This window comes from Aquibium sp. A9E412, from assembly GCF_030398335.1.
Taxonomy (GTDB): Bacteria; Pseudomonadota; Alphaproteobacteria; order Rhizobiales; family Rhizobiaceae; genus A9E412.
Genome location: NZ_JAOAOP010000069.1, coordinates 1 through 17998, shown reverse-complemented (window position 1 = coordinate 17998; position 17998 = coordinate 1). Strand labels below are relative to the sequence as shown.

Annotated in this window: 18 protein-coding genes and 1 pseudogene; 11 read left to right on the top strand and 8 right to left on the bottom strand. The window is 73.5% G+C overall.

The genetic code is table 11. From position 1 onward, the window contains the following. From N1F89_RS17705 to N1F89_RS17695, 3 genes and pseudogenes are all read left to right on the top strand, one after another. Positions 1 to 437: pseudogene (locus N1F89_RS17705) on the top strand (hypothetical protein); the annotation flags it as partial. Between the two features lie 80 nt (positions 438 to 517). Next, the gene (locus N1F89_RS17700; RefSeq protein WP_290085727.1) at positions 518 to 1864 is read left to right on the top strand and encodes an EAL domain-containing protein; all 1347 of its coding nucleotides are present in this window, start codon (positions 518 to 520) and stop codon (positions 1862 to 1864) included. 195 nt (positions 1865 to 2059) lie between these two features. Beyond that, positions 2060 to 2836, top strand: coding sequence for an SDR family oxidoreductase (locus tag N1F89_RS17695; RefSeq protein ID WP_290085726.1), 777 nt, complete (start codon positions 2060 to 2062; stop codon positions 2834 to 2836). 25 nt (positions 2837 to 2861) lie between these two features. Here the strand turns inward: N1F89_RS17695 and N1F89_RS17690 are convergent, their stop codons facing one another. The 7 genes from N1F89_RS17690 to phnF all read right to left on the bottom strand — a co-directional run bounded on the left by N1F89_RS17690 (position 2862) and on the right by phnF (position 11780). Further along, on the bottom strand, positions 2862 to 3428 hold the full coding sequence (locus N1F89_RS17690; RefSeq protein WP_290085729.1) for an ActR/PrrA/RegA family redox response regulator transcription factor: 567 nt from the start codon (positions 3426 to 3428) through the stop codon (positions 2862 to 2864). A gap of 26 nt (positions 3429 to 3454) precedes the next feature. Continuing rightward, entirely contained in the window at positions 3455 to 4813 is a 1359-nt protein-coding gene (locus N1F89_RS17685) for an ActS/PrrB/RegB family redox-sensitive histidine kinase (RefSeq protein ID WP_290085725.1), read from the bottom strand. Positions 4814 to 4851: 38 nt separating this feature from the next. After that, a complete protein-coding gene (gene hrpB / locus N1F89_RS17680; protein ID WP_290085723.1) occupies positions 4852 to 7317 on the bottom strand; it encodes an ATP-dependent helicase HrpB in 2466 nt (821 codons plus the stop codon). Positions 7318 to 7319: 2 nt separating this feature from the next. Continuing rightward, on the bottom strand, positions 7320 to 7958 hold the full coding sequence (locus tag N1F89_RS17675) for an ATP-binding cassette domain-containing protein (RefSeq protein WP_290085720.1): 639 nt from the start codon (positions 7956 to 7958) through the stop codon (positions 7320 to 7322). Positions 7959 to 7980: 22 nt separating this feature from the next. Then, complete coding sequence (locus tag N1F89_RS17670) at positions 7981 to 9660, bottom strand: ABC transporter permease subunit (protein ID WP_290085728.1); 1680 nt, start codon at positions 9658 to 9660, stop codon at positions 7981 to 7983. Positions 9661 to 9681: 21 nt separating this feature from the next. After that, a complete protein-coding gene (locus tag N1F89_RS17665; protein WP_290085719.1) occupies positions 9682 to 10902 on the bottom strand; it encodes an ABC transporter substrate-binding protein in 1221 nt (406 codons plus the stop codon). 119 nt (positions 10903 to 11021) lie between these two features. Then, on the bottom strand, positions 11022 to 11780 hold the full coding sequence (gene phnF, locus N1F89_RS17660) for a phosphonate metabolism transcriptional regulator PhnF (RefSeq protein ID WP_290085718.1): 759 nt from the start codon (positions 11778 to 11780) through the stop codon (positions 11022 to 11024). 105 nt (positions 11781 to 11885) lie between these two features. Here phnF and phnG point away from each other — a divergent pair, with 105 nt between their 5' ends. From phnG to N1F89_RS17645, 3 genes are read left to right on the top strand one after another with little or no spacing between them, the layout of a single operon-like run. Next, positions 11886 to 12347 carry a phosphonate C-P lyase system protein PhnG gene (gene phnG, locus N1F89_RS17655; protein ID WP_290085717.1) on the top strand — a complete coding sequence of 154 codons (462 nt, stop codon included), beginning with the start codon at positions 11886 to 11888 and terminating at the stop codon, positions 12345 to 12347. Then, positions 12347 to 12955 (top strand): phosphonate C-P lyase system protein PhnH, encoded by a 609-nt coding sequence (phnH, locus tag N1F89_RS17650; RefSeq protein ID WP_290085715.1) that lies wholly within the window; start codon positions 12347 to 12349, stop codon positions 12953 to 12955. The genes phnG and phnH overlap by 1 nt, the downstream gene beginning before the upstream one ends. A gap of 4 nt (positions 12956 to 12959) precedes the next feature. Beyond that, positions 12960 to 14066 carry a carbon-phosphorus lyase complex subunit PhnI gene (locus N1F89_RS17645; protein ID WP_290085713.1) on the top strand — a complete coding sequence of 369 codons (1107 nt, stop codon included), beginning with the start codon at positions 12960 to 12962 and terminating at the stop codon, positions 14064 to 14066. A gap of 131 nt (positions 14067 to 14197) precedes the next feature. On the opposite strand, the gene N1F89_RS17640 is transcribed toward N1F89_RS17645, so the two are convergent. After that, positions 14198 to 14419 carry a DUF378 domain-containing protein gene (locus N1F89_RS17640; RefSeq protein WP_290085711.1) on the bottom strand — a complete coding sequence of 74 codons (222 nt, stop codon included), beginning with the start codon at positions 14417 to 14419 and terminating at the stop codon, positions 14198 to 14200. 120 nt (positions 14420 to 14539) lie between these two features. Here N1F89_RS17640 and fosX point away from each other — a divergent pair, with 120 nt between their 5' ends. Genes fosX through N1F89_RS17615 form a run of 5 tightly spaced genes read left to right on the top strand, consistent with a single transcriptional unit; the run spans position 14540 to position 17946 of the window. Continuing rightward, positions 14540 to 14959: a FosX/FosE/FosI family fosfomycin resistance hydrolase gene (fosX, locus tag N1F89_RS17635; protein WP_290085710.1), complete on the top strand. Its 420-nt coding sequence runs from the start codon at positions 14540 to 14542 to the stop codon at positions 14957 to 14959. Further along, complete coding sequence (locus tag N1F89_RS17630) at positions 14956 to 15837, top strand: alpha-D-ribose 1-methylphosphonate 5-phosphate C-P-lyase PhnJ (RefSeq protein ID WP_290085708.1); 882 nt, start codon at positions 14956 to 14958, stop codon at positions 15835 to 15837. Before fosX ends, N1F89_RS17630 begins: the two co-directional genes overlap by 4 nt. After that, positions 15834 to 16622, top strand: coding sequence for a phosphonate C-P lyase system protein PhnK (phnK, locus tag N1F89_RS17625; RefSeq protein ID WP_290085706.1), 789 nt, complete (start codon positions 15834 to 15836; stop codon positions 16620 to 16622). The genes N1F89_RS17630 and phnK overlap by 4 nt, the downstream gene beginning before the upstream one ends. A gap of 5 nt (positions 16623 to 16627) precedes the next feature. Next, positions 16628 to 17335 (top strand): phosphonate C-P lyase system protein PhnL, encoded by a 708-nt coding sequence (gene phnL, locus N1F89_RS17620; protein WP_290085703.1) that lies wholly within the window; start codon positions 16628 to 16630, stop codon positions 17333 to 17335. Next, positions 17332 to 17946, top strand: a complete 615-nt coding sequence (locus tag N1F89_RS17615) for a DapH/DapD/GlmU-related protein (RefSeq protein WP_290085701.1) — start codon at positions 17332 to 17334, stop codon at positions 17944 to 17946. The genes phnL and N1F89_RS17615 overlap by 4 nt, the downstream gene beginning before the upstream one ends. Positions 17947 to 17998: the final 52 nt, after the last annotated feature.

Genomic DNA, 17998 nt, shown 5'->3' with positions numbered 1-17998 from the left:
GCTACCGGGCGGCCGACTATGCCGCGCTCGCCGGCTTCGCGCCGACCACCGTTCTGGCGGTGTCGAATCTCGGCGCGCCGATCCTGCGCCACACGCCGCACCGGGTGCTGGCCGGCCCCTATCACCGCAACGCGGCCGGCAACCTGATGGCGCTCGAGGCCTTCATGGCCGCGCCCGGCGAAGCGGAGGCGGCGGTGCGCCGCACCGGCGCGACGCTGCTGGCGCTGTGCCCGGGCAACGACGAGGCCGGCGTGATCGCCGGCTGGGCGTCGCAGGGCCTCGCCGCCCGCCTGCTCGCCGGCGACGTGCCGGCCTGGCTCGCGCCGCTGCCGGCTCCGGCCGGTGCCGCCCTGCGGCTCTACCGGGTGCGCCCGGCCGAGCGGCCGACCGCCGCCTTGCGCCCGGCTTTCGGGCCGCGATCTGCTATCGGGCGTTGAGCCCGCCGCGGCGATACACTTCCTAAAGACTTTCGTCCTAGGGTTGGGTTGCACGTCGATAAGAAGAAGCCGGAGGACCGATGCAGCGCCTGCTCGGAACCAGCCCCGCCCACACCGATGCCGCCGATCTGGCCTACACCGATCCGCTGACGGGCCTCGGCAACGGGCGCCGCTTCTTCGACAAGATCGAGCGGCTGATCGACGACCGCGCCGAGGACCCCGCGCCCTTCGCGGTGGGCATCCTCGACCTCGACGGGTTCAAGCCGATCAACGACCTGTTCGGCCGCGGCGCCGGCGACGAGATCCTGCAGCAGGTGGCCATGCGGCTGCGCGCGGCGATGGACGGCCAGGCGACGGTGGCACGCGTCGGCGCCGACGAGTTCGCCTTTCTCTACCCGCTCGTCTTCAGCGAGGATGCGGTGTGCGAGAAGGCGCGCATGCTGATCGAGATCCTGTCGGCGCCCTACGACGTGGGCGAGCGCACGGCGCGCCTGTCGGCCTCGGCCGGCTGCTCGCTGTTTTACTCCGGCGAGGACACGACCGACCTTCTGGTCAGCAAGGCGGAGACCGCCCTCTATCACGCCAAGCGCTCGGGGCGCGGCCGCGTCGCCGTCTACACGCGCGAGATGGAGGAGGCGGCCAAGCGCGTCACCCGCATCGAGCAGGCGCTGCGCCGCGCCGTCTCGGCCGGCGAGGTGGAGCCGCACTTCCAGCCGATCGTCGACCTGCGCGGCCGCCGCGTCATCGGCTTCGAGACGCTGGCGCGCTGGACCGACCGCGACCTCGGCTCGGTATCGCCCGGCGTCTTCATTCCCATCGCCGAGGAGCGCGGCATCATCGGCCCGCTGTCGCAGCTCGTGCTGCGCAAGGCGACCGAGGCGGCGCGCGACTGGCCGAGCGACATGTTCCTGTCGTTCAACCTGTCGCCCTCGCAGCTCGTCGACCACAACACCGGCCTGCACATCCTGTCGATCCTGCGGCGCACCGGCTTCGACCCGCGCCGCCTCGAGATCGAGATCACCGAGACCGGGCTGATGACCGATCCGGCCTCGGCCGAGAAGATCGTCGCCGACCTGCGCAGCGTCGGCATCCGCGTCGCGCTCGACGATTTCGGCACCGGCCAGTCGAGCCTCGGGCGGCTGCGCGACTTCCACTTCGACAAGCTGAAGATCGACCGCGCCTTCGTCGCCTCGATCCTCGAGGACCGGCCGTCCGAGCACATCATCCGCGCCATCCTGGCGATGTGCGAAGGGCTCGGCATGGACGTGGTCGCCGAGGGCATCGAGGCGGAGGCGCAGGCCGATAAGCTGATCGCCTTCGGCTGCGGCGGCGGCCAGGGCTTCCTGTTCGGCCGGCCGCACGATGCCGAGACGACGCTGCGCTTCCTGCGCGACAGCCTCGCCGCGCCGCTGCGCAAGGCCGGCTGAGGCCGGCAGCAGCAGCCGTCGCGCCGTGCTATAGAGCGTTTCCAGGCGAAGTGGAAACCGGTTCGCCGTCCGCAAAACGCATCAAACCGATAAGTCGGAGCCGATCTGCGCTTCCCTGAAAAGCAGAACGGTTTGTCTTATGACTTTCGTTGCCGAACAGGCGAAGACAGGACCGCCGGGAGAGAGGGTCAGCCCGTGACCGACAGCCGCACCGCCGCCCGCTTTCCCGATCTCGCGCAGGCCTCGGTGCTCGTCACCGGCGGCGGCACCGGCATCGGCGCGGCGCTGACCGAGGGGTTCGTCGCGCAGGGCGCGCGCGTCGCCTTCGTCGATATCGCCGGCGAGGCGAGCCGGGCGCTGTGCGAGCGGCTGGCGCGCGAGACCGGCCGGGCGCCGCTGTTTCTCGAGGCGGATCTGGCCGACGTGGCCGCGCTGCGAGCGGCGGTCGACGCCGCGGCGGCCGCGCACGGGCCGGTCTCCGTGCTCGTCAACAACGCGGCATGGGACGACCGGCACGCCATCGCCGACGTGACGCCGGACTACTGGGACGCCAACCAGGCGGTCAATCTGCGGCCGCACTTCTTCACCGCGCAGGCCGTCGCCGAGGGCATGAGGGCGGCCGGCCGCGGCGCCATCGTCAACTTCACCTCGACCTCGTTCCTCATCAACCATCCCGACATGCCGGCCTACACGGCGGCCAAGGGCGGCATCGTCGGTCTCACCAAGGGGCTGGCCGGCGCGCTCGGCCCGCACGGCATCCGCGTCAACGCGCTGGCGCCCGGCTGGGTCATCACCGAGCGGCAGCGCGCCCTGTGGGTCACCGACGAAGCCATGCGCACCACGCTCGAGCGGCAGTGCCTCAAGCGGCCGCTGGAGCCGGCCGACATGGTCGGTCCGTGCCTGTTCCTCGCCTCCGAGGCCTCGGCGATGATGACGGCGCAGACGATGATCGTCGACGGCGGCATCCTGTAGGCGCCGGCGCGGCGGCGCCCCGCGATCAGCGCGGCGCGCGCTTGGCCAGGATGCGCTGCAGCGTGCGCCGGTGCATGTTGAGCCGGCGCGCGGTTTCCGAGACATTGCGGTCGCACATCTCGTAGACGCGCTGGATGTGCTCCCAGCGCACCCGGTCGGCCGACATCGGGTTTTCCGGCGGCTCGGCCTTCTCGTCCGTCACGCGGGTCAACGCGGCGAACACGTCGTCGGCGTCGGCCGGCTTCGACAGGTAGTCGACGGCGCCGAGCTTCACCGCCGTCACGGCGGTGGCGATGTTGCCGTAGCCGGTCAGGATGACGGCGCGCGCGTCGGGCCGCTTCTCGCGGATCGCCGCCACCACGTCGAGGCCGTTGCCGTCCGAAAGCCGCATGTCGACGACCGCGTAGGCGGGCGCCGCCTGCCCGACATGCTCGATCGCCGCGCCGACGGTCTCCGCCGTCTCGACGGCGAAGCCGCGGCCCTCCATCGCCCGCGCCAGGCGGGTCAGGAACGGCTTGTCGTCCTCGACGATCAGCAGCGAGCGGTCGCCCTCGGGCGCGAAAGTGCCCTCGTCGGGCCGATCTTCGGTCATGGTCATGTCGTATCCTCTTTCCGCCCCTATGTATTTGCCCCGGCGGGAATTTCCAGCGTTTCCCGGCCGCCGGCCGCGTGCAGGGCCGCCGGATCGGCGACGAAGGCCTCGCGCGGCCACGAAACGTCGACCCGCGCGCCCTTGCCCTCGCCGCCGGCGTTGCGGAAGCGCACCGTCGCGCCGGAGCGCTCGAGCAGCGTCTTGGCGATGAACAGGCCGAGCCCGAGACCGCCGCCGGCGCCGCTGGCCGGCGAGCGGCGCGACATGTAGGGCTCGCCGATCCGGTCGATGATCTCGGCGGGAAAGCCCGGCCCGTCGTCGACCAGGGTCAGGCCGACCTCGCGGGCGTCCCAGCGCCAGCGGATCGTCACCTGGCTGCGGGCGAAGTCGACGGCGTTCTCGACCAGGTTGCCGAGCCCGTAGATGACGCCGGGGTTGCGCCGGCCGACCGGCTCGCCGCCATCCGTCGTGCCGGGCTCCAGGGTCAGCGCGATGCCGAAGTCGCGGTGCGGCGCCACCACCTCCTCGATCAGCGAGGTGAAGGGCAGCCGCGCCATGTGCACCTCGCTTTCCGAGGACAGGCTGGTGAGCTGCTTGAGGATGGCGCGGCAGCGCTCGCTCTGGCTGCGCAGCAGCGTCACGTCGTCGTGGTAGCGCGGGTCGCGGCCGAGCGAGCGCTCCATCTCGCGCGCCACCAGGGCGATGGTGGCGAGCGGCGTGCCGAGCTCGTGCGCGGCCGCCGCGGCCAGCCCGTCGAGCGCGGAGATGTGCTGCTCGCGCTGCAGCACCAGCTCCGTCGCCGTCAGCGCGTTGGCCAGCATGCGCGCCTCCGCCGCCACCCGGTGCACGTAGACGCTGGAAAAGGCGATCGACGACACGATCGCGATCCACATGCCGGCGACATAGACGAAGGGCATGGCGAAGGCGGAGCCGGGGAACCACGGCAGCGGCCGGTGGAAGAAGGCGAGCGCGGAGGCGAGCGCGACCACCAGCACGGCCAGCATCAGCGTCGCGCGGGTCGGCAGCGAGGTCGCCGAGATCACCACCGGCACGGTGAGCAGCAGCGCGAAGGGGTTGGTCAGCCCGCCGGTCAGGAACAGCAGGCCGGCAAGCTGCAGCGCGTCGAAGGTCAGCATCGACAGGCCGGCCAGCGGCGGCAGGCGGTGCGTCGTGGGATAGGCGAGCGACAGGTAGATGTTGAGCCCGGCCGAGCCGGCGATCAGCGCGAAGCACGGCAGCACGGGCAACGGAAAGCCGAGCCAGTAGGCGACCGCCAGCACCGCCGCGCTCTGGCCGGTGACGGCCAGCCAGCGCAGCCGGATCAGCGTGTCGAGGCGCAGTCTCTGGCTGTGGCTCGGATCGGGGGTGCGCAGGTCTTCCAGCATGGCGCGGTATAGGCGCGGGACGGCCTTGCGGCCAAGCCCTATTTCGTGCGCCGGCGCGGCCGCGTGCCCGGTTCGGCGTTCGCCGGGTCGTCCGGCCAGTGGTGCTTGGGATAGCGGCCGCGCATCTCCGTCAGCACGTCGCGCCACGAGCCGCGCCAGAAGCCGGGCAGGTCGCGCGTCGTCTGCAGCGGCCGGCCGGCCGGCGACAACAGCTCGAGCACGAGCGGCGTGTCGCCGGCCGTCGGGTGCCGGTCGAGGCCGTAGAGCTCCTGCACGCGCACGGCGAGCCTCGGCCCCTCCGGGCCGTAGGCGACCGGCACGCGGCGGCCGGTCGGCAGCGTCACGTGGCTCGGCGCCAGGCGGTCGAGCGCTCCGGCGGCCGCGCCGGGCACGCGGGCGAGCAGCGCGTGGCTGAGGCTCGCCTGCGAGATCCGCGCCGGCGCCGGCTCGCCGGTCAGGAAGGGGGCCAGCCAGTCGTCCAGCGTGGCGAGCAGGGCGGCGTCGTCCATCGCCGGCCAGGGCGCGCCCTCCTTCGCGTGCAGCCAGGCGAGCCGCGCGCGAAGCTGTGCCAGGCCCTCGCCCCAGGTCAAAAGGCCGAGCCCGTGCGCGGCGAGCGCGGCGAGCACGGCGGCATCGGCGGCCGCGCCGCGCGGCGCCGGCAGCGGCCGGTCGGCCAGCACGATGGCGCCGAGGCGGCGGATCTCGCGCGCCCGCACGGTGCCGCGCGCGGCGTCGAAGCCGGTCTCCACCGTCGTCTCGATGCGCGCGCCGAGGCGCCTTGCGACGGCCGCCTCGTCGATCGCGGCGGCCGCCGCGATGCGCGCATTGGCGGCGCGGCCCTGCAGGTCGGCGACGACGAGGAAGCGCGCGGCGGCCAGCGGCTCGGCCGGATCGAGCGTGCCGCCGCGGCCGTTGGCGAGCACGAAGCGGCCGGGTGCGCCGCGCGCCATCGCCACCCGGTCGGGAAAGGCGAGAAGCAGCAGCTCGCCGGCGCCGGGCGGCGCATCGGCGGCGGCTTCCGCCTGTGCCGCGCCGGCCGCACGGCGGGCGAGATCGGCGGCCAGCCGGCGCGCCGCCTCGGCGCGCGGGCCGCGCTCGCCGCGCCAGCGGGCAAGCCGCGTCTCGAGATCGACCGCCGGGCCGCCGAGGCCGCGCTCGCCGAGCAGCACGGCAAGGGCCGCGGCCGGCTCGGCCGCCCCCTCGCGGGCCGCCTCGGCCAGCATGTGGGCGAGCCGCACCGGCAGCGCGAGCCGGCGCATCGTGCGGCCGGTCGCCGTCAGCCGGCCGTCCGCGTCGATGGCGTCGAGGGCGCCGAGCAGCGCCCGCGCCTCGGCCAGCGCCGGCGCCGGCGGCGGGTCGAGGAAGGCGAGCGTCGCCGGATCGGTGACGCCGAAGGCGGCGCAGTCGAGCACCAGGCCGGTCAGATCGGCTTCGAGAATCTCCGGCGGCGCGAAGGCCGGCAGCGCCGCCGTCTGTTCGGCCCGCCACAGCCGCACCGCGACGCCAGGCTCGGTGCGTCCGGCGCGTCCGGCGCGCTGGTCGACGGCGGCGCGCGCCGCGCGCACCGTCTCGAGCCGCGTCAGCCCGGTCGCCGGCTCGTAACGCGGCAGCCGGGCGAGGCCGCTGTCGATCACCACGCGCACGCCCTCGATGGTCAGCGAGGTCTCGGCGATGGCGGTCGCCAGCACCACCTTGCGCCGGCCGGGCGCGGCGGGGCGGATGGCGGCGTCCTGGGCGCGCCCGTCGAGCCCGCCATGCAGCGGCGCGATCTCGGTGCCGGGCGGCAGGCGGTCGGCGAGCAGCCGTTCGGTGCGGGCGATCTCGCCCTGGCCGGGCAGGAAGACGAGCAGGCTGCCGGTCTCCTCGGCGAGCGCGCGGCGCACGGCGGCGGCGGCCGCCTCCTCGATCGGCGTGCCGGGCGCGCGCGGCCAGTGGCGGATGTCGACGGGAAAGCTGCGGCCGGCGCTTTCGACCACCGGCGCGTCGCCCATCAGCCGCGCCACGCGGGCGCCGTCGAGGGTCGCCGACATCACCACCAGCCTGAGGTCGGGGCGCAGCGCCCCGGCCACGTCGAGGGCGAGCGCCAGGCCGAGATCGCCGTCGAGCGAGCGCTCGTGGAACTCGTCGAAGACGAGCGCCGAGACGCCGGCGAGCTCCGGGTCGTCGAGGATCATGCGCGTCAGCACGCCCTCGGTGACGACCAGGATGCGCGTGCGCTTCGAGATGCGGCGCTCCATGCGCACGGCATAGCCGACGGTGCCGCCCGGCTCCTCGCCGAGCATGGCGGCCATGCGCCGCGCCGCCGCCCGCGCGGCGAGCCGGCGCGGCTCGAGCAGCACCACCTGGCCGGTGCACCAGCCGGCCTTAATCAGCGCGCGCGGCACCAGCGTCGTCTTGCCGGCGCCCGGCGGCGCCACCAGCACCGCGCGGCCGCGCGTCTTGAGCGCGGCGAGCAGCGCCGGCAGCGCCTCGGCGACCGGCAGGGTCTGGTCGCGATCCGCCATGCTCAGCCGATCGTCACCACGCGCCCGCCGGCCGCCTGCGCGTCGGCGGCGTCGTGCGTGACCAGCAGCACCGGCAGGCCGCTCTCGCGCGCCTTGACGAAGACCAGCTCGCGCATCTGCGCGCGCAGGGCGGCGTCGAGCTTGGAGAACGGCTCGTCGAGCAGCAGCATGCGCGGCGCGGCGAGCAGCACGCGGGCGAGCGCCACGCGCGCCTTCTGGCCGCCCGACAGCGTCGCGGGGTCGCGCCCGGCCATGCCGGCCATGCCGACGCCGGCGAGCGCCTCCTCCGCGCGGGCGCGGCGCGCCGCCCGGCCGCGCACCGATGCGGGCACGGCGAAGGCGAGGTTGCCGCCGACCGACATGTGCGGAAACAGCAGCGGGTCCTGGAACAGGATGCCGGCATGGCGGTCCTCGGCCGGCAGCCGGGTGATCTCGCAGCCGCCGACCACGACGCGGCCCCGCGCGCTGAAGGCGGGCTCGAGAAAGCCGCCGATATAGGCCAAGAGCGTCGACTTGCCGGAGCCGGAGGGGCCCATCACCGTCAGCACCGCGCCGGGCGCCACCGTGGCGTCGAGCGCCAGCAGCGTGCGGCCGTCGAGCGCGATCGACACCCCTTCGAGGCGCAGCCCTTTGTCGTCCATCCGCCGTTTCCCGCCGCCCGCGTCACACGCGCATGGCGCGCCGGTGCCGGAATAGCAGCGCCGGAACGAGCGTGGCAACGAGGAAACCGGCCGCCGGCAGCAGCATCTGCAGGAAGGCGTAGACGCCGATCACGCGGCGGTTGCCGCCGGCCGCCAGCGCCACCGCCTCGGTGGTCACGGTGGTCAGCCGCCCGGCACCGATCAGGAGCGTCGGCAGGTACTGGCCGACCGAGACGGCGAAGCCGACGGCGGCCGCCGTCAGCACCGCGCGCGCCAGCATCGGCAGCCGCACGGCCAGCAGGCTGGTCAGGCGCGGCTTGCCGAGCCCCGCCGCGACCGCCTCGTAGCGCCGGTCGAAGGCGCGCCAGGGGTCGGACAGCGACAGGAAGACATAGGGCATGACGAAGACGAGATGCGCCAGCACCAGGGCGCCGAAGCCGGCGTCGGTGCCGGTGGCGACGAAGAAGAGCTGCAGCCCGAACAGGAAGGCGACCTGCGGCACGATCAGCGGCAGGTAGATCAGCACCAGGGCGAGCCGCCCGGCGCGCCGGCCCGTCTCGTCCTCGCGCCGCAGGCACAGGACGGCGAGAACGACCGCCAGCGCCGTCGCGGTGGCGGCGACGGCGAGCGTCACCCACAGCGGTCGGGCGATGTGCGGCGCGCTCGCCGTCCAGCTCGCCAGGGTGAAGCGCTGCGGCAGCGCGTCGGGAAACAGCCACAGCCCGGCCACCGACCACAGCGCGAGCGTCGCCAGTCCGGCCGCCACCACGGCGGCCGCCAGCAGCATGGTGCCGAGGGCGGCGCCGCGCAGCGCGGCGTCGCGGCGCAGCCGCAGGCCGGCCGCGGCGGCGGCGTCGCGCAGCGCCGCGGCGAGCCGCTCGATGCCGAGCCACAGGCCGAGGGCCGCGGCGGTGACGGCGAGCTGCAGCAGCGCGCCGGCCGACGCCAGATAGCGCATCGACAGGTCGGGATCGTTCATCCACGACACCAGGCGCACGGCGAGCGGCGCCGGCGTCGTCGGACCGAGGATGGCGGCGACGTCGACCACCGAGGAGGCGAAGGCGATGACGGCGAAGACGGCGAGCCGGATCTGGCGGTAGAGCTGCGGCCACACGCCGTAGACGAAGCCGGCGACGCGGCCGTAGCCGAGCGAGGCGGCGAGCGCGCGCGTCTCGGCGAGCCGCACCTGCGGCAGCGCAGCCAGCGTGACGAGCAGCAGGAAGGGGATCTCCTTGGCGATCAGCCCGGCCGTCATCGTCAGGCCGAGCGGATCGTGCACGATCAGCAGGTCGGGCGGCCGCTCCCAGCCGGTCAGCGCCGGCGAGGCGAGCCGGGCCAGCATGCCCGACGGCGCGATCAGGAAGGCGAGCCCGAAGGCGGCCGCCGCGTGCGGCACGGCCAGCAGCGGCGAGACGAGGTGCTGCACCCGGGCAAAGGCGCGCGTGCCGGCCCAGGCGGCGACGAAGGCCATGACGATGGCCAGCGAGACCAGCGCCGAGACGAGGCCGGCGGCGAGGCTCAAGAGTGCCGAGTGGGCGAGGGCGGGGCGCGCCAGCAGCGCGCCGAAATGCGCCAGCGTCGGCTCGCTGCCGCCGAGCGCGGGCAGATAGCCGAACGCCAGCAGCAGCGTGCCGGCGAGGCCGAAGGCGATCGGGCCGGCCAGCAGCAACACCGTGGCCGGCGGGCCGAGCCGGGCGAGCATCATTCGGGCCGGCGGCCGGCGTCAGTTGGCGGCGCCGTAGCGGCGCATCCATTCCGTCTCGACGCGCTCCATCCAGCTCGGGTGCGGCTCGTCGAGGGCCGGACCGAGCGCTTCGGGCGGCAGGGTGGCGAGGCCGAGGTCGAGCGCGGCGAAGCGGGCGCGCGCGGCCGGCGGCAGCCGGTCGACGGCCAGCACGGTGGGATCGCCCCACACCGCCGGATCCTGCTTGCGCGCCTGCGCTTCGGGCGACAAGAGGAAGTCGGCCACGACCAGCGCGCCGGCCTTGGCGGCGGCGTTGTAGGGGATCGCCACGAAATGCGTGTTGGCGAGCGTGCCGCCGGGAAAGGTGAAGGAGCGCACGGTGTCCGGCAGCTCGCCATTGGCGATGGCGTTGGAGGCCTCGGCCGGGTTGAAGGCGAAGATGATGTCGAGCTCGCCGTCGGCGAGGAGCTGCTTCATCGCCGGATAGTTGCGCGGATAGGTGCGGCCGCTGCGCCACATCACGGGGTGCAGCGCGTCGAGATAGGAAAACAGCGGCGCGGACACCCGCTCGAAGTCGGCCTCCGCGACCGGCCGGTCGAGCACGGCCCGGTCGGCGACCGTCTCGATCAGCACCTGCTTGAGGAAGGAGGAGCCGGTGAAGTCCGGCGGCTGCGGGTAGGAGAAGCGGCCCGGATTGGCCTTCGCCCAGGCAAGCAGGCCGGCCGCGTCCTCGGGCAGCGCTGCGGCGTCGGTGCGCGCCGTGTCGAAGAAGAAGACGAGCTTGGCCATGCCCCACGGGCTTTCCAGACCCTCCACCGGCACGGTGAAGTCGGTCAGCACGGTGGGCTTGTTCTCGACGTCGGCATGGCGCCAGTTGGGCAGCGCCTCCGCCCATCCCGGCGTCATCAGCAGGTCCTGCCGCTTCATGGCGGCGAAGTTCTCGCCGTTGATCCATATCAGGTCGATCGTGCCGCCCTCGTCGCGGCCGGCCGTCTTTTCCGCCAGCACCGTAGCCACGGCGGCCGCCGTGTCGTCGAGCTTGACGTGCACGAGCTCGACGCCGTGCCGCTCGGCGAGCCGTTCGCCGGCCCAGGCGATGTAGGCGTTGACGTTCTGCGAGCCGCCCCAGGCGTTAAAGTAGACGGTCTGGCCGCGCGCCTCGGCGCGCACCGCCTGCCAGTCGGCGGGGTCGGGATTGTCGGCAAGCGCCGCGGCGGCCGTCCACACGAGGCCGGCGAGCGCCAGGATGAGAGCCTTCACCGGCACCTCCCACAGCATTGAAAAGAGGCGGTGATTGAGCATGCTTGCGCGAAGCCGGTCAATGCGGCCGGTCGGCCGCGCCGCTCACTTCGCCGTGACGCGCGAGTGATCGTGTCGCGTCAGCCGGCGTCCGGCTGGACGACGTGCAGGTCGACGCGGTCGGCGGCGAAGCGGGTGTGCTGGTACTGCACCGGCCGGCCCTGCGCGTCGACGTTGATCGCGACGGCGACGAGCACGATCGCGCCGGGCGACAGCGCCAGATCGTCGCGGTCGTCCGGCTCGGCGTGCCGCGCCGAGACCACGGTGGAGCGGCGGAAATAGTCCTCGATGCCGTAAGCGCGGAAGGCCGTGGTCAGCGACCCGGCCTCGGCGAAGCGCGCGGCGAGGCCGGGAAAGCGCGCCGCCTCGAACCAGCTCGTGGCGCGCGAGACGGGCCGGCCGTCGGCCTCCGCCACGCTTTCCAGCCGCAGCACGGGCGTCGCCGGCGCCAGCGCGAGCGCCGCCGCCACCGTCTCCGACGCCGGCTCGACCGCATGGGCGATCAGCCGGCCGCGGCGGGCGCGCGCCTGGTCGGCCAGGCCTTCGGAAAAGCGCGTGCGCGGGCCGATCGGATAGGCGAGCCGGCGGCGCCGCTCGACGAAGGTGCCGCGCCCCTGCTCGGCGCGCAGCACGCCCTCGCGCACCAGCGCGGCGATCGCGCTGCGCACCGTGTGGCGGTTGACGCCGAAGCGTTCTGCGAGCGCCGTCTCCGGCGGCAGGCGGCCGTTCTCGTCGGCCAGGTCGCGGGCGATCTCGGCGCGGATGCGGTCGGCGATCTGGCGCCACAGGGCGACGCCGCTGCGCCGCTCGATCGCCCCTTCGGCCGGATTTCGCGCCATCGCGCCCTCGTGTCATCGCGCCGTCATGGACAGCGGTTACAAGGACCCGTATAATTTATTTAATCGTCTATATCAATAGACAATTAGACCGACACGGGAGACGACATGCACGAACGCGAGGGAGCCGGCGACGAGGCGCGCCGCGCGGCGATGGCGGTGCTCGCCCAGGCGCCCGGCGACATGCTCGACCGGCTGTGGCGCGAGTCGGGATTGCCCGGCGAGGCTGAGATGCTGCGCGGCCCCGAGACCGGCCTGGTCGGCCTGCGCGGGCGCATCGGCGGCGGCGGCGCGCCGTTCAACTTCGGCGAGGCGACGGCGACGCGCGCCACCGTCAAGCTGCCGGGCGGCGAGGTCGGTCACGCCTATGCGCTGGGCCGCGACACGCGCAAGGTGCGGATCGCCGCCATCCTCGACGCGCTCGCCCGGCGGCCCGAGGCCGCCGCGACGATCGAGACGGCGATCCTGGCGCCGCTGCGCGCCGCGCTGGCCGAGGCCGACGCGCGCCGCCGCGACGAGACGGCGGCCACCCGGGTCGACTTCTTCACCATGGTGCGCGGAGAGGACTGATGCACGACGCGAGCGTGATCGAGGGCGGCTTCGCCCGCCCCGTGTTCGATGCCCAGGCGGCGTTCCGCGCGGTGATGGACGCGATGGCGCGGCCGGGCACGGTGCAGCCGGTGCCGCCGGCCGCGCGCCCGCCGGCGCCGCTCGCCGCCACCGCCGGCGCCGTGGCGCTCGCCCTGTGCGACCACGACACGCCGGTGTGGCTCGACACGCCGCTTGCCGCCAGCGAGGCGGTGTCCGCCTGGCTCGGCTTCCACACCGGCGCGCCGCGCGCCGCGACGCCGGCCGAGGCGCATTTCGCCTTCGTCGCCGCGCCGGCCGCGATGATCGGGCTGGAGAACTTCGCGCAGGGCACGCAGGCCTATCCGGACCGCTCCGCCACGCTCGTGCTGCAGGTCGACACGCTGCGCGAGGGTCCGGCACTGCGCCTCGCCGGGCCGGGCATCGAGCACGAGGCGCGGCTCGCCGCCGCCCCGCTGCCGCGGCACGTCGCCGAGCAGTGGGCGCAGAACAACGCGCGCTTTCCGCGCGGCGTCGATCTCGTTCTCGCCGCGCCCGACGGCATCGCCGCGCTGCCGCGCACCACGCGAATCCTGAGCCGGGAGGACTGAGCCCATGTATGTGGCCGTCAAGGGCGGCGAGGCCGCCATCGCCAACGCCCACCGCCTGCTCGCCGACCGCCGGCGCGGCGATCGCGCGGTGCCGGCGATCACGCTCGAGCAGATCGTCGAGCAGCTCTCGCTGTCGGTCGACCGGGTGATGGCGGAAGGCTCGCTCTACGACGGCGAACTGGCCGCGCTCGCCATCAAGCAGGCGCGCGGCGACGTCATCGAGGCGATCTTCATCCTGCGCGCCTATCGCACGACGCTGCCGCGCTTCGGCTATGCGCGGCCGGTCGACACCGGCGCCATGCTGGTCGAGCGCCGCATCTCGGCGACCTACAAGGACCTGCCCGGCGGCCAGCTTCTCGGCCCCACCTTCGACTACACCCATCGGCTGCTCGATCCCGCGCTGGCCGAGACGGGCGAGCCGGCGCCGCCGGCCACGCGGCCGGCCGGCGACGAGGCGATGCCGCGGGTCTCCGGCATCCTGGCCGGCGAGGGGCTGATCGAGGAGGACGGCGCGCTGCCGCAGGACCACCGCACCGGCGACCTGACGCGCGAGCCGCTCGACTTTCCCATGCAGCGCGACCTGCGCCTGCAGGCGCTGGCGCGCGGCGACGAGGGCTTTCTGCTGGCGCTCGGCTATTCCACCCAGCGCGGCTACGCCCGCAGCCATCCCTTCGCCGGCGAGATCCGCATCGGCCTGGTCGAGGTCGAGCTCGACGTGCCCGAGCTCGGCTTCGCGGTCACGCTCGGCCGCATCCGCGTCACCGAATGCCAGATGGTCAACCAGTTCCAGGGATCGGCCAAGGCGCCGCCGCAGTTCACCCGCGGCTACGGCCTGGTGTTCGGCCAGTCGGAGCGCAAGGCGATGGCGATGGCGCTGTGCGACCGGGCGCTGCGCGCCCGCGAGCTCGGCGAGGACGTCACCGCGCCGGCGCAGGACGAGGAGTTCGTCGTCTCGCACTGCGACAACGTGCAGGCGACCGGCTTCGTCGAGCACCTCAAGCTGCCGCACTATGTCGACTTCCAGGCCGAGCTCGACCTCGTGCGCCGCATGCGCCGCGAGGTCGAGGAGGCGCGCGCCGCCGGCGCCGCGGACCGGGAGGCCGCGGAGTGACGGCCCCTCTCTTTCCGGTCGCCGGCGTCGTGCGCCCGGCGCGCGCTGTCGGCGCGGCTACGGCGCCCGCCATGCCCGGCGCGCCGCCGGCGACGGGCGGAGCGGCGGTCGTCGCCGCCCCGCCGCGCGCCTCAGTGCCGTTCGGCCAGCGGCTGGTCGGACGAGAAGGTCTTGGACAGCGGCACGAGCTGCCACAGCGCCGACAGGCCGACCAGGATGTAGATCAGCCGCGACAGCCACGAGCCGTCGCCGAACAGGGCCGCCACGAGATTGAAGTCGGCCAGGCCGACCAGCCCCCAGTTGAGGCCGCCGATGATGACCAGGATCAGGGTCGTGATGTTGAGTGCACGCATTGTCGCCTCCGCACGTTGCACGGTGTGTCCGCTTTCAACCCGCGGGCCGCGGCGTTGTTCCGTCCGCCGTCGCATGCGCGTCGAGCAGCGCGCCGGCGAGGCCATGCAGGAGGCGGCCGGATGATCGAGGGGCTGTCGCATGTCACCTTCGTCGTCTCCGACCTCGAGCGGATGACGCGCATCCTCGTCGAGGTGCTGGGTGCCGAGGAGGTCTATGCGAGCGGCGAGGAGACGTTCTCGCTAGCGCGCGAGAAGTTCTTCCTGGCCGGCGGCGTCTGGATCGCGATCATGGAGGGCGAGCGCCGCCGCGGACGCAGCTACGACCATGTCGCCTTCAAGATCGACGAGGCCGATTTCGACGCCTGCGTGGAGCGCATCCGCCGCCTCGGCCTCGAGATGAAGCCGCCCCGCCCGCGCGTCCCCGGCGAGGGCCGCTCGATCTACTTCTACGACGACGACGACCACCTGTTCGAGCTTCACACCGGCACGCTGGCCGCGCGTCTGGCTCGCTACGCCAAGGGAAGAAGGGCCGCCGGATGAGCGCCACCGCCAACCTCGCCACCTACAACTTCGCCTATCTCGACGAGCAGACCAAGCGGATGATCCGGCGCGCCATCCTCAAGGCGATCGCCGTGCCGGGCTACCAGGTGCCGTTCGCCAGCCGCGAGATGCCGATGCCCTATGGCTGGGGCACCGGCGGCGTGCAGGTCACCGCCGCGGTGATCGGCCCCGACGACGTGCTCAAGGTGATCGACCAGGGGGCCGACGACACCACCAACGCGGTGTCGATCCGCGCCTTCTTCCAGAAGGTGGCGCGCGTGGCCGTCACCACCCGCACGGCCGAGGCAACGATCATCCAGACGCGCCACCGCATTCCCGAGGCGCCGCTTGCGGCCGGCCAGGTCCTCGTCTACCAGGTGCCGATCCCCGAGCCGCTGCGCTTCCTCGAGCCGCGCGAGACCGAGACGCGCAAGATGCACGCGCTCGAGGAGTACGGGCTGATGCACGTCAAGCTCTATGAGGACATCGCCCGGCACGGCCACATCGCCACCACCTATGCCTATCCGGTCAAGGTCGAGGGCCGCTACGTGATGGACCCCTCGCCGACGCCGAAGTTCGACAATCCGAAGATGCACATGTCGCCGGCGCTGCAACTCTTCGGCGCCGGGCGCGAGAAGCGCATTTACGCGGTGCCGCCCTTCACCCGGGTCGAGAGCCTGGACTTCGAGGACCACCCCTTCGAGATCCAGCGTTTCGACGCCCCCTGCGCACTGTGCGGCAGCACCGGCGTCTATCTCGACGAGGTGATCCTCGACGACCGCGGCGGGCGCATGTTCGTGTGCTCCGACACCGACCATTGCGAAAGCCGCCGCGCCGCCGAGCCTGCCGCGCAAACGCCTGCGGAGACACTCCGATGAGCGAAGTGACCGACGAGGAGCCGCTGCTGCGCGTGCACGGCCTGAGCAAGTTCTACGGCAACCGCGTCGGCTGCCAGGACGTCTCCTTCGAGCTGTGGCCCGGCGAGGTGCTCGCCGTGGTCGGCGAATCGGGCTCCGGCAAGACGACGCTGCTCAACGGGCTGTCGGCGCGGCTGATGCCGACCTCCGGCTCGGTCTCCTACCGCATGCGCGACGGCGCCTGGCGCGAGGTCTACCGCATGAGCGAGGCCGAGCGCCGCCTGCTGATGCGCACCGACTGGGGCTTCGTGCACCAGAACCCGGCCGACGGCCTGCGCATGACCGTGTCGGCCGGCGCCAATGTCGGCGAGCGGCTGATGGCGGTGGGCGAGCGCCACTACGGCAACATCCGCGCCACCGCGACGGACTGGCTGGGCCGCGTCGAGATCGCCGCCGACCGGCTCGACGACGCGCCGCGCGCGTTCTCCGGCGGCATGCGCCAGCGCCTGCAGATCGCCCGCAACCTGGTCACCGCGCCGCGCTTCATGTTCATGGACGAGCCGACCGGCGGCCTCGACGTGTCGGTGCAGGCGCGCCTGCTCGACCTGCTGCGCGGCCTGGTGCGCGAGATGGGGCTGGCGGCCATCGTGGTGACGCACGATCTCGCCGTCGCCCGGCTGCTGTCCGACCGCATGGTGGTCATGAAGGACGGCCGCATGGTCGAGACCGGCCTCACCGACCGCGTGCTCGACGACCCGCACGCGCCCTACACGCAGCTTCTCGTCTCCTCGATCCTCCAGGTGTGACGGCCATGCCCACCCCGCTCGTCCTTTCCGAGGTCGCCAAGACCTTCACCATGCATCTGCGCGGCGGCCTCGCCCTGCCCGTCGTCGATGCCGTCTCCTTCGCGGTCGCGGCCGGCGAATGTGCCGTGCTCGGCGGCCCCTCGGGTGCCGGCAAGAGCTCGATCCTCAAGATGGTCTACGGCAACTATGCCGCCGACAGCGGCCAGATCATCGTCGAGCATCACGGCCGGCTGGTCGACATTGCCGCCGCCGCGCCGCGCACCGTGCTCGCCGTGCGCCGCGACACCGTCGGCTATGTCAGCCAGTTCCTGCGTGCCGTGCCGCGGGTCTCGGCACTCGATATCGTCGCCGAACCGCTGGTCGCGCGCGGCGTCGCCGCGCACGCGGCGCAGGAGCGGGCGCGCGCCCTGCTCGACCGGCTCAACCTGCCCGAACGGCTGTGGACACTGCCGCCGGCGACGTTCTCCGGCGGCGAGCAGCAGCGCGTCAACATCGCGCGCGGCTTCATCACCGACCACCCGGTGCTGCTGCTCGACGAGCCGACGGCCTCGCTCGACCGCGCCAACCGCGCGGTCGTCATGGCGCTGATCGCCGAGAAGAAGGCGGCCGGCACGGCGCTGCTCGGCATCTTCCACGATGCCGACGTGCGCGAGGCCGTCGCCGACAGCGTGATCGACGTCACCCGTTTCGCGCCGGGGCGCCGCGCGGCATGACCCGGCTGTCGGAGACGCCCTGCGTCCACCCCGCCGCCGACGTCGCCGGCTCCACCCTCGGCCGCTACACCGAGGTGGCCGAGCGGGTGCGCCTCAACGAGACCGTGCTCGGCGACTATTCCTACGTCATGCAGGACTGCGGCGTGTGGTGCGCGACGATCGGCAAGTTCGCCAACATCGCCGCCGCCGTGCGCATCAACGCGACCAACCATCCGGTCTGGCGTGCGACGCTGCACCACTTCACCTATCGCGCCGGCGACTACTGGCCCGACGCCGAGCACGAGGACGCCTTCTTCGGCTGGCGCCGCGACAACGCCGTCACGATCGGCCACGACACCTGGTTCGGCCACGGCTCGACCGTGCTGCCGGGCGTCTCGGTCGGCGACGGCGCGGTGATCGGCGCCGGCGCGGTCGTCAGCCGCGACGTGGCGCCCTACACCATCGTCGGCGGCGTGCCGGCGCGTCCCATCCGCGAGCGCTTCGAGCGCCGCGTCGCCGAGCGCTACCAGGCGCTCGCCTGGTGGGACTGGGACCACGCCCGCCTGCGCGCCGCCCTCGACGACTTCCGCGATCTCTCCGCCGAGGCGTTTCTGGAAAAGCACGGCGGCTGACGCCGCGACGTCCCGGACCGCCGCTTCGCGACGACGGCCCGCGCCGGCTTCC

Excerpts from the sequence above, each read along its gene's own strand:
- N1F89_RS17700 (WP_290085727.1), top strand. The coding sequence starts at position 518 with ATGCAGCGCCTGCTCGGAACCAGCCCCGCCCACACCGATGCCGCCGAT.
- N1F89_RS17690 (WP_290085729.1), bottom strand. The coding sequence starts at position 3,428 with ATGACCGAAGATCGGCCCGACGAGGGCACTTTCGCGCCCGAGGGCGAC.
- N1F89_RS17685 (WP_290085725.1), bottom strand. The coding sequence starts at position 4,813 with ATGCTGGAAGACCTGCGCACCCCCGATCCGAGCCACAGCCAGAGACTG.
- hrpB (WP_290085723.1), bottom strand. The coding sequence starts at position 7,317 with ATGGCGGATCGCGACCAGACCCTGCCGGTCGCCGAGGCGCTGCCGGCG.
- N1F89_RS17675 (WP_290085720.1), bottom strand. The coding sequence starts at position 7,958 with ATGGACGACAAAGGGCTGCGCCTCGAAGGGGTGTCGATCGCGCTCGAC.
- N1F89_RS17670 (WP_290085728.1), bottom strand. The coding sequence starts at position 9,660 with ATGCTCGCCCGGCTCGGCCCGCCGGCCACGGTGTTGCTGCTGGCCGGC.
- phnF (WP_290085718.1), bottom strand. The coding sequence starts at position 11,780 with ATGGCGCGAAATCCGGCCGAAGGGGCGATCGAGCGGCGCAGCGGCGTC.
- phnG (WP_290085717.1), top strand. The coding sequence starts at position 11,886 with ATGCACGAACGCGAGGGAGCCGGCGACGAGGCGCGCCGCGCGGCGATG.
- phnH (WP_290085715.1), top strand. The coding sequence starts at position 12,347 with ATGCACGACGCGAGCGTGATCGAGGGCGGCTTCGCCCGCCCCGTGTTC.
- N1F89_RS17645 (WP_290085713.1), top strand. The coding sequence starts at position 12,960 with ATGTATGTGGCCGTCAAGGGCGGCGAGGCCGCCATCGCCAACGCCCAC.
- N1F89_RS17640 (WP_290085711.1), bottom strand. The coding sequence starts at position 14,419 with ATGCGTGCACTCAACATCACGACCCTGATCCTGGTCATCATCGGCGGC.
- fosX (WP_290085710.1), top strand. The coding sequence starts at position 14,540 with ATGATCGAGGGGCTGTCGCATGTCACCTTCGTCGTCTCCGACCTCGAG.
- N1F89_RS17630 (WP_290085708.1), top strand. The coding sequence starts at position 14,956 with ATGAGCGCCACCGCCAACCTCGCCACCTACAACTTCGCCTATCTCGAC.
- phnK (WP_290085706.1), top strand. The coding sequence starts at position 15,834 with ATGAGCGAAGTGACCGACGAGGAGCCGCTGCTGCGCGTGCACGGCCTG.
- phnL (WP_290085703.1), top strand. The coding sequence starts at position 16,628 with ATGCCCACCCCGCTCGTCCTTTCCGAGGTCGCCAAGACCTTCACCATG.
- N1F89_RS17615 (WP_290085701.1), top strand. The coding sequence starts at position 17,332 with ATGACCCGGCTGTCGGAGACGCCCTGCGTCCACCCCGCCGCCGACGTC.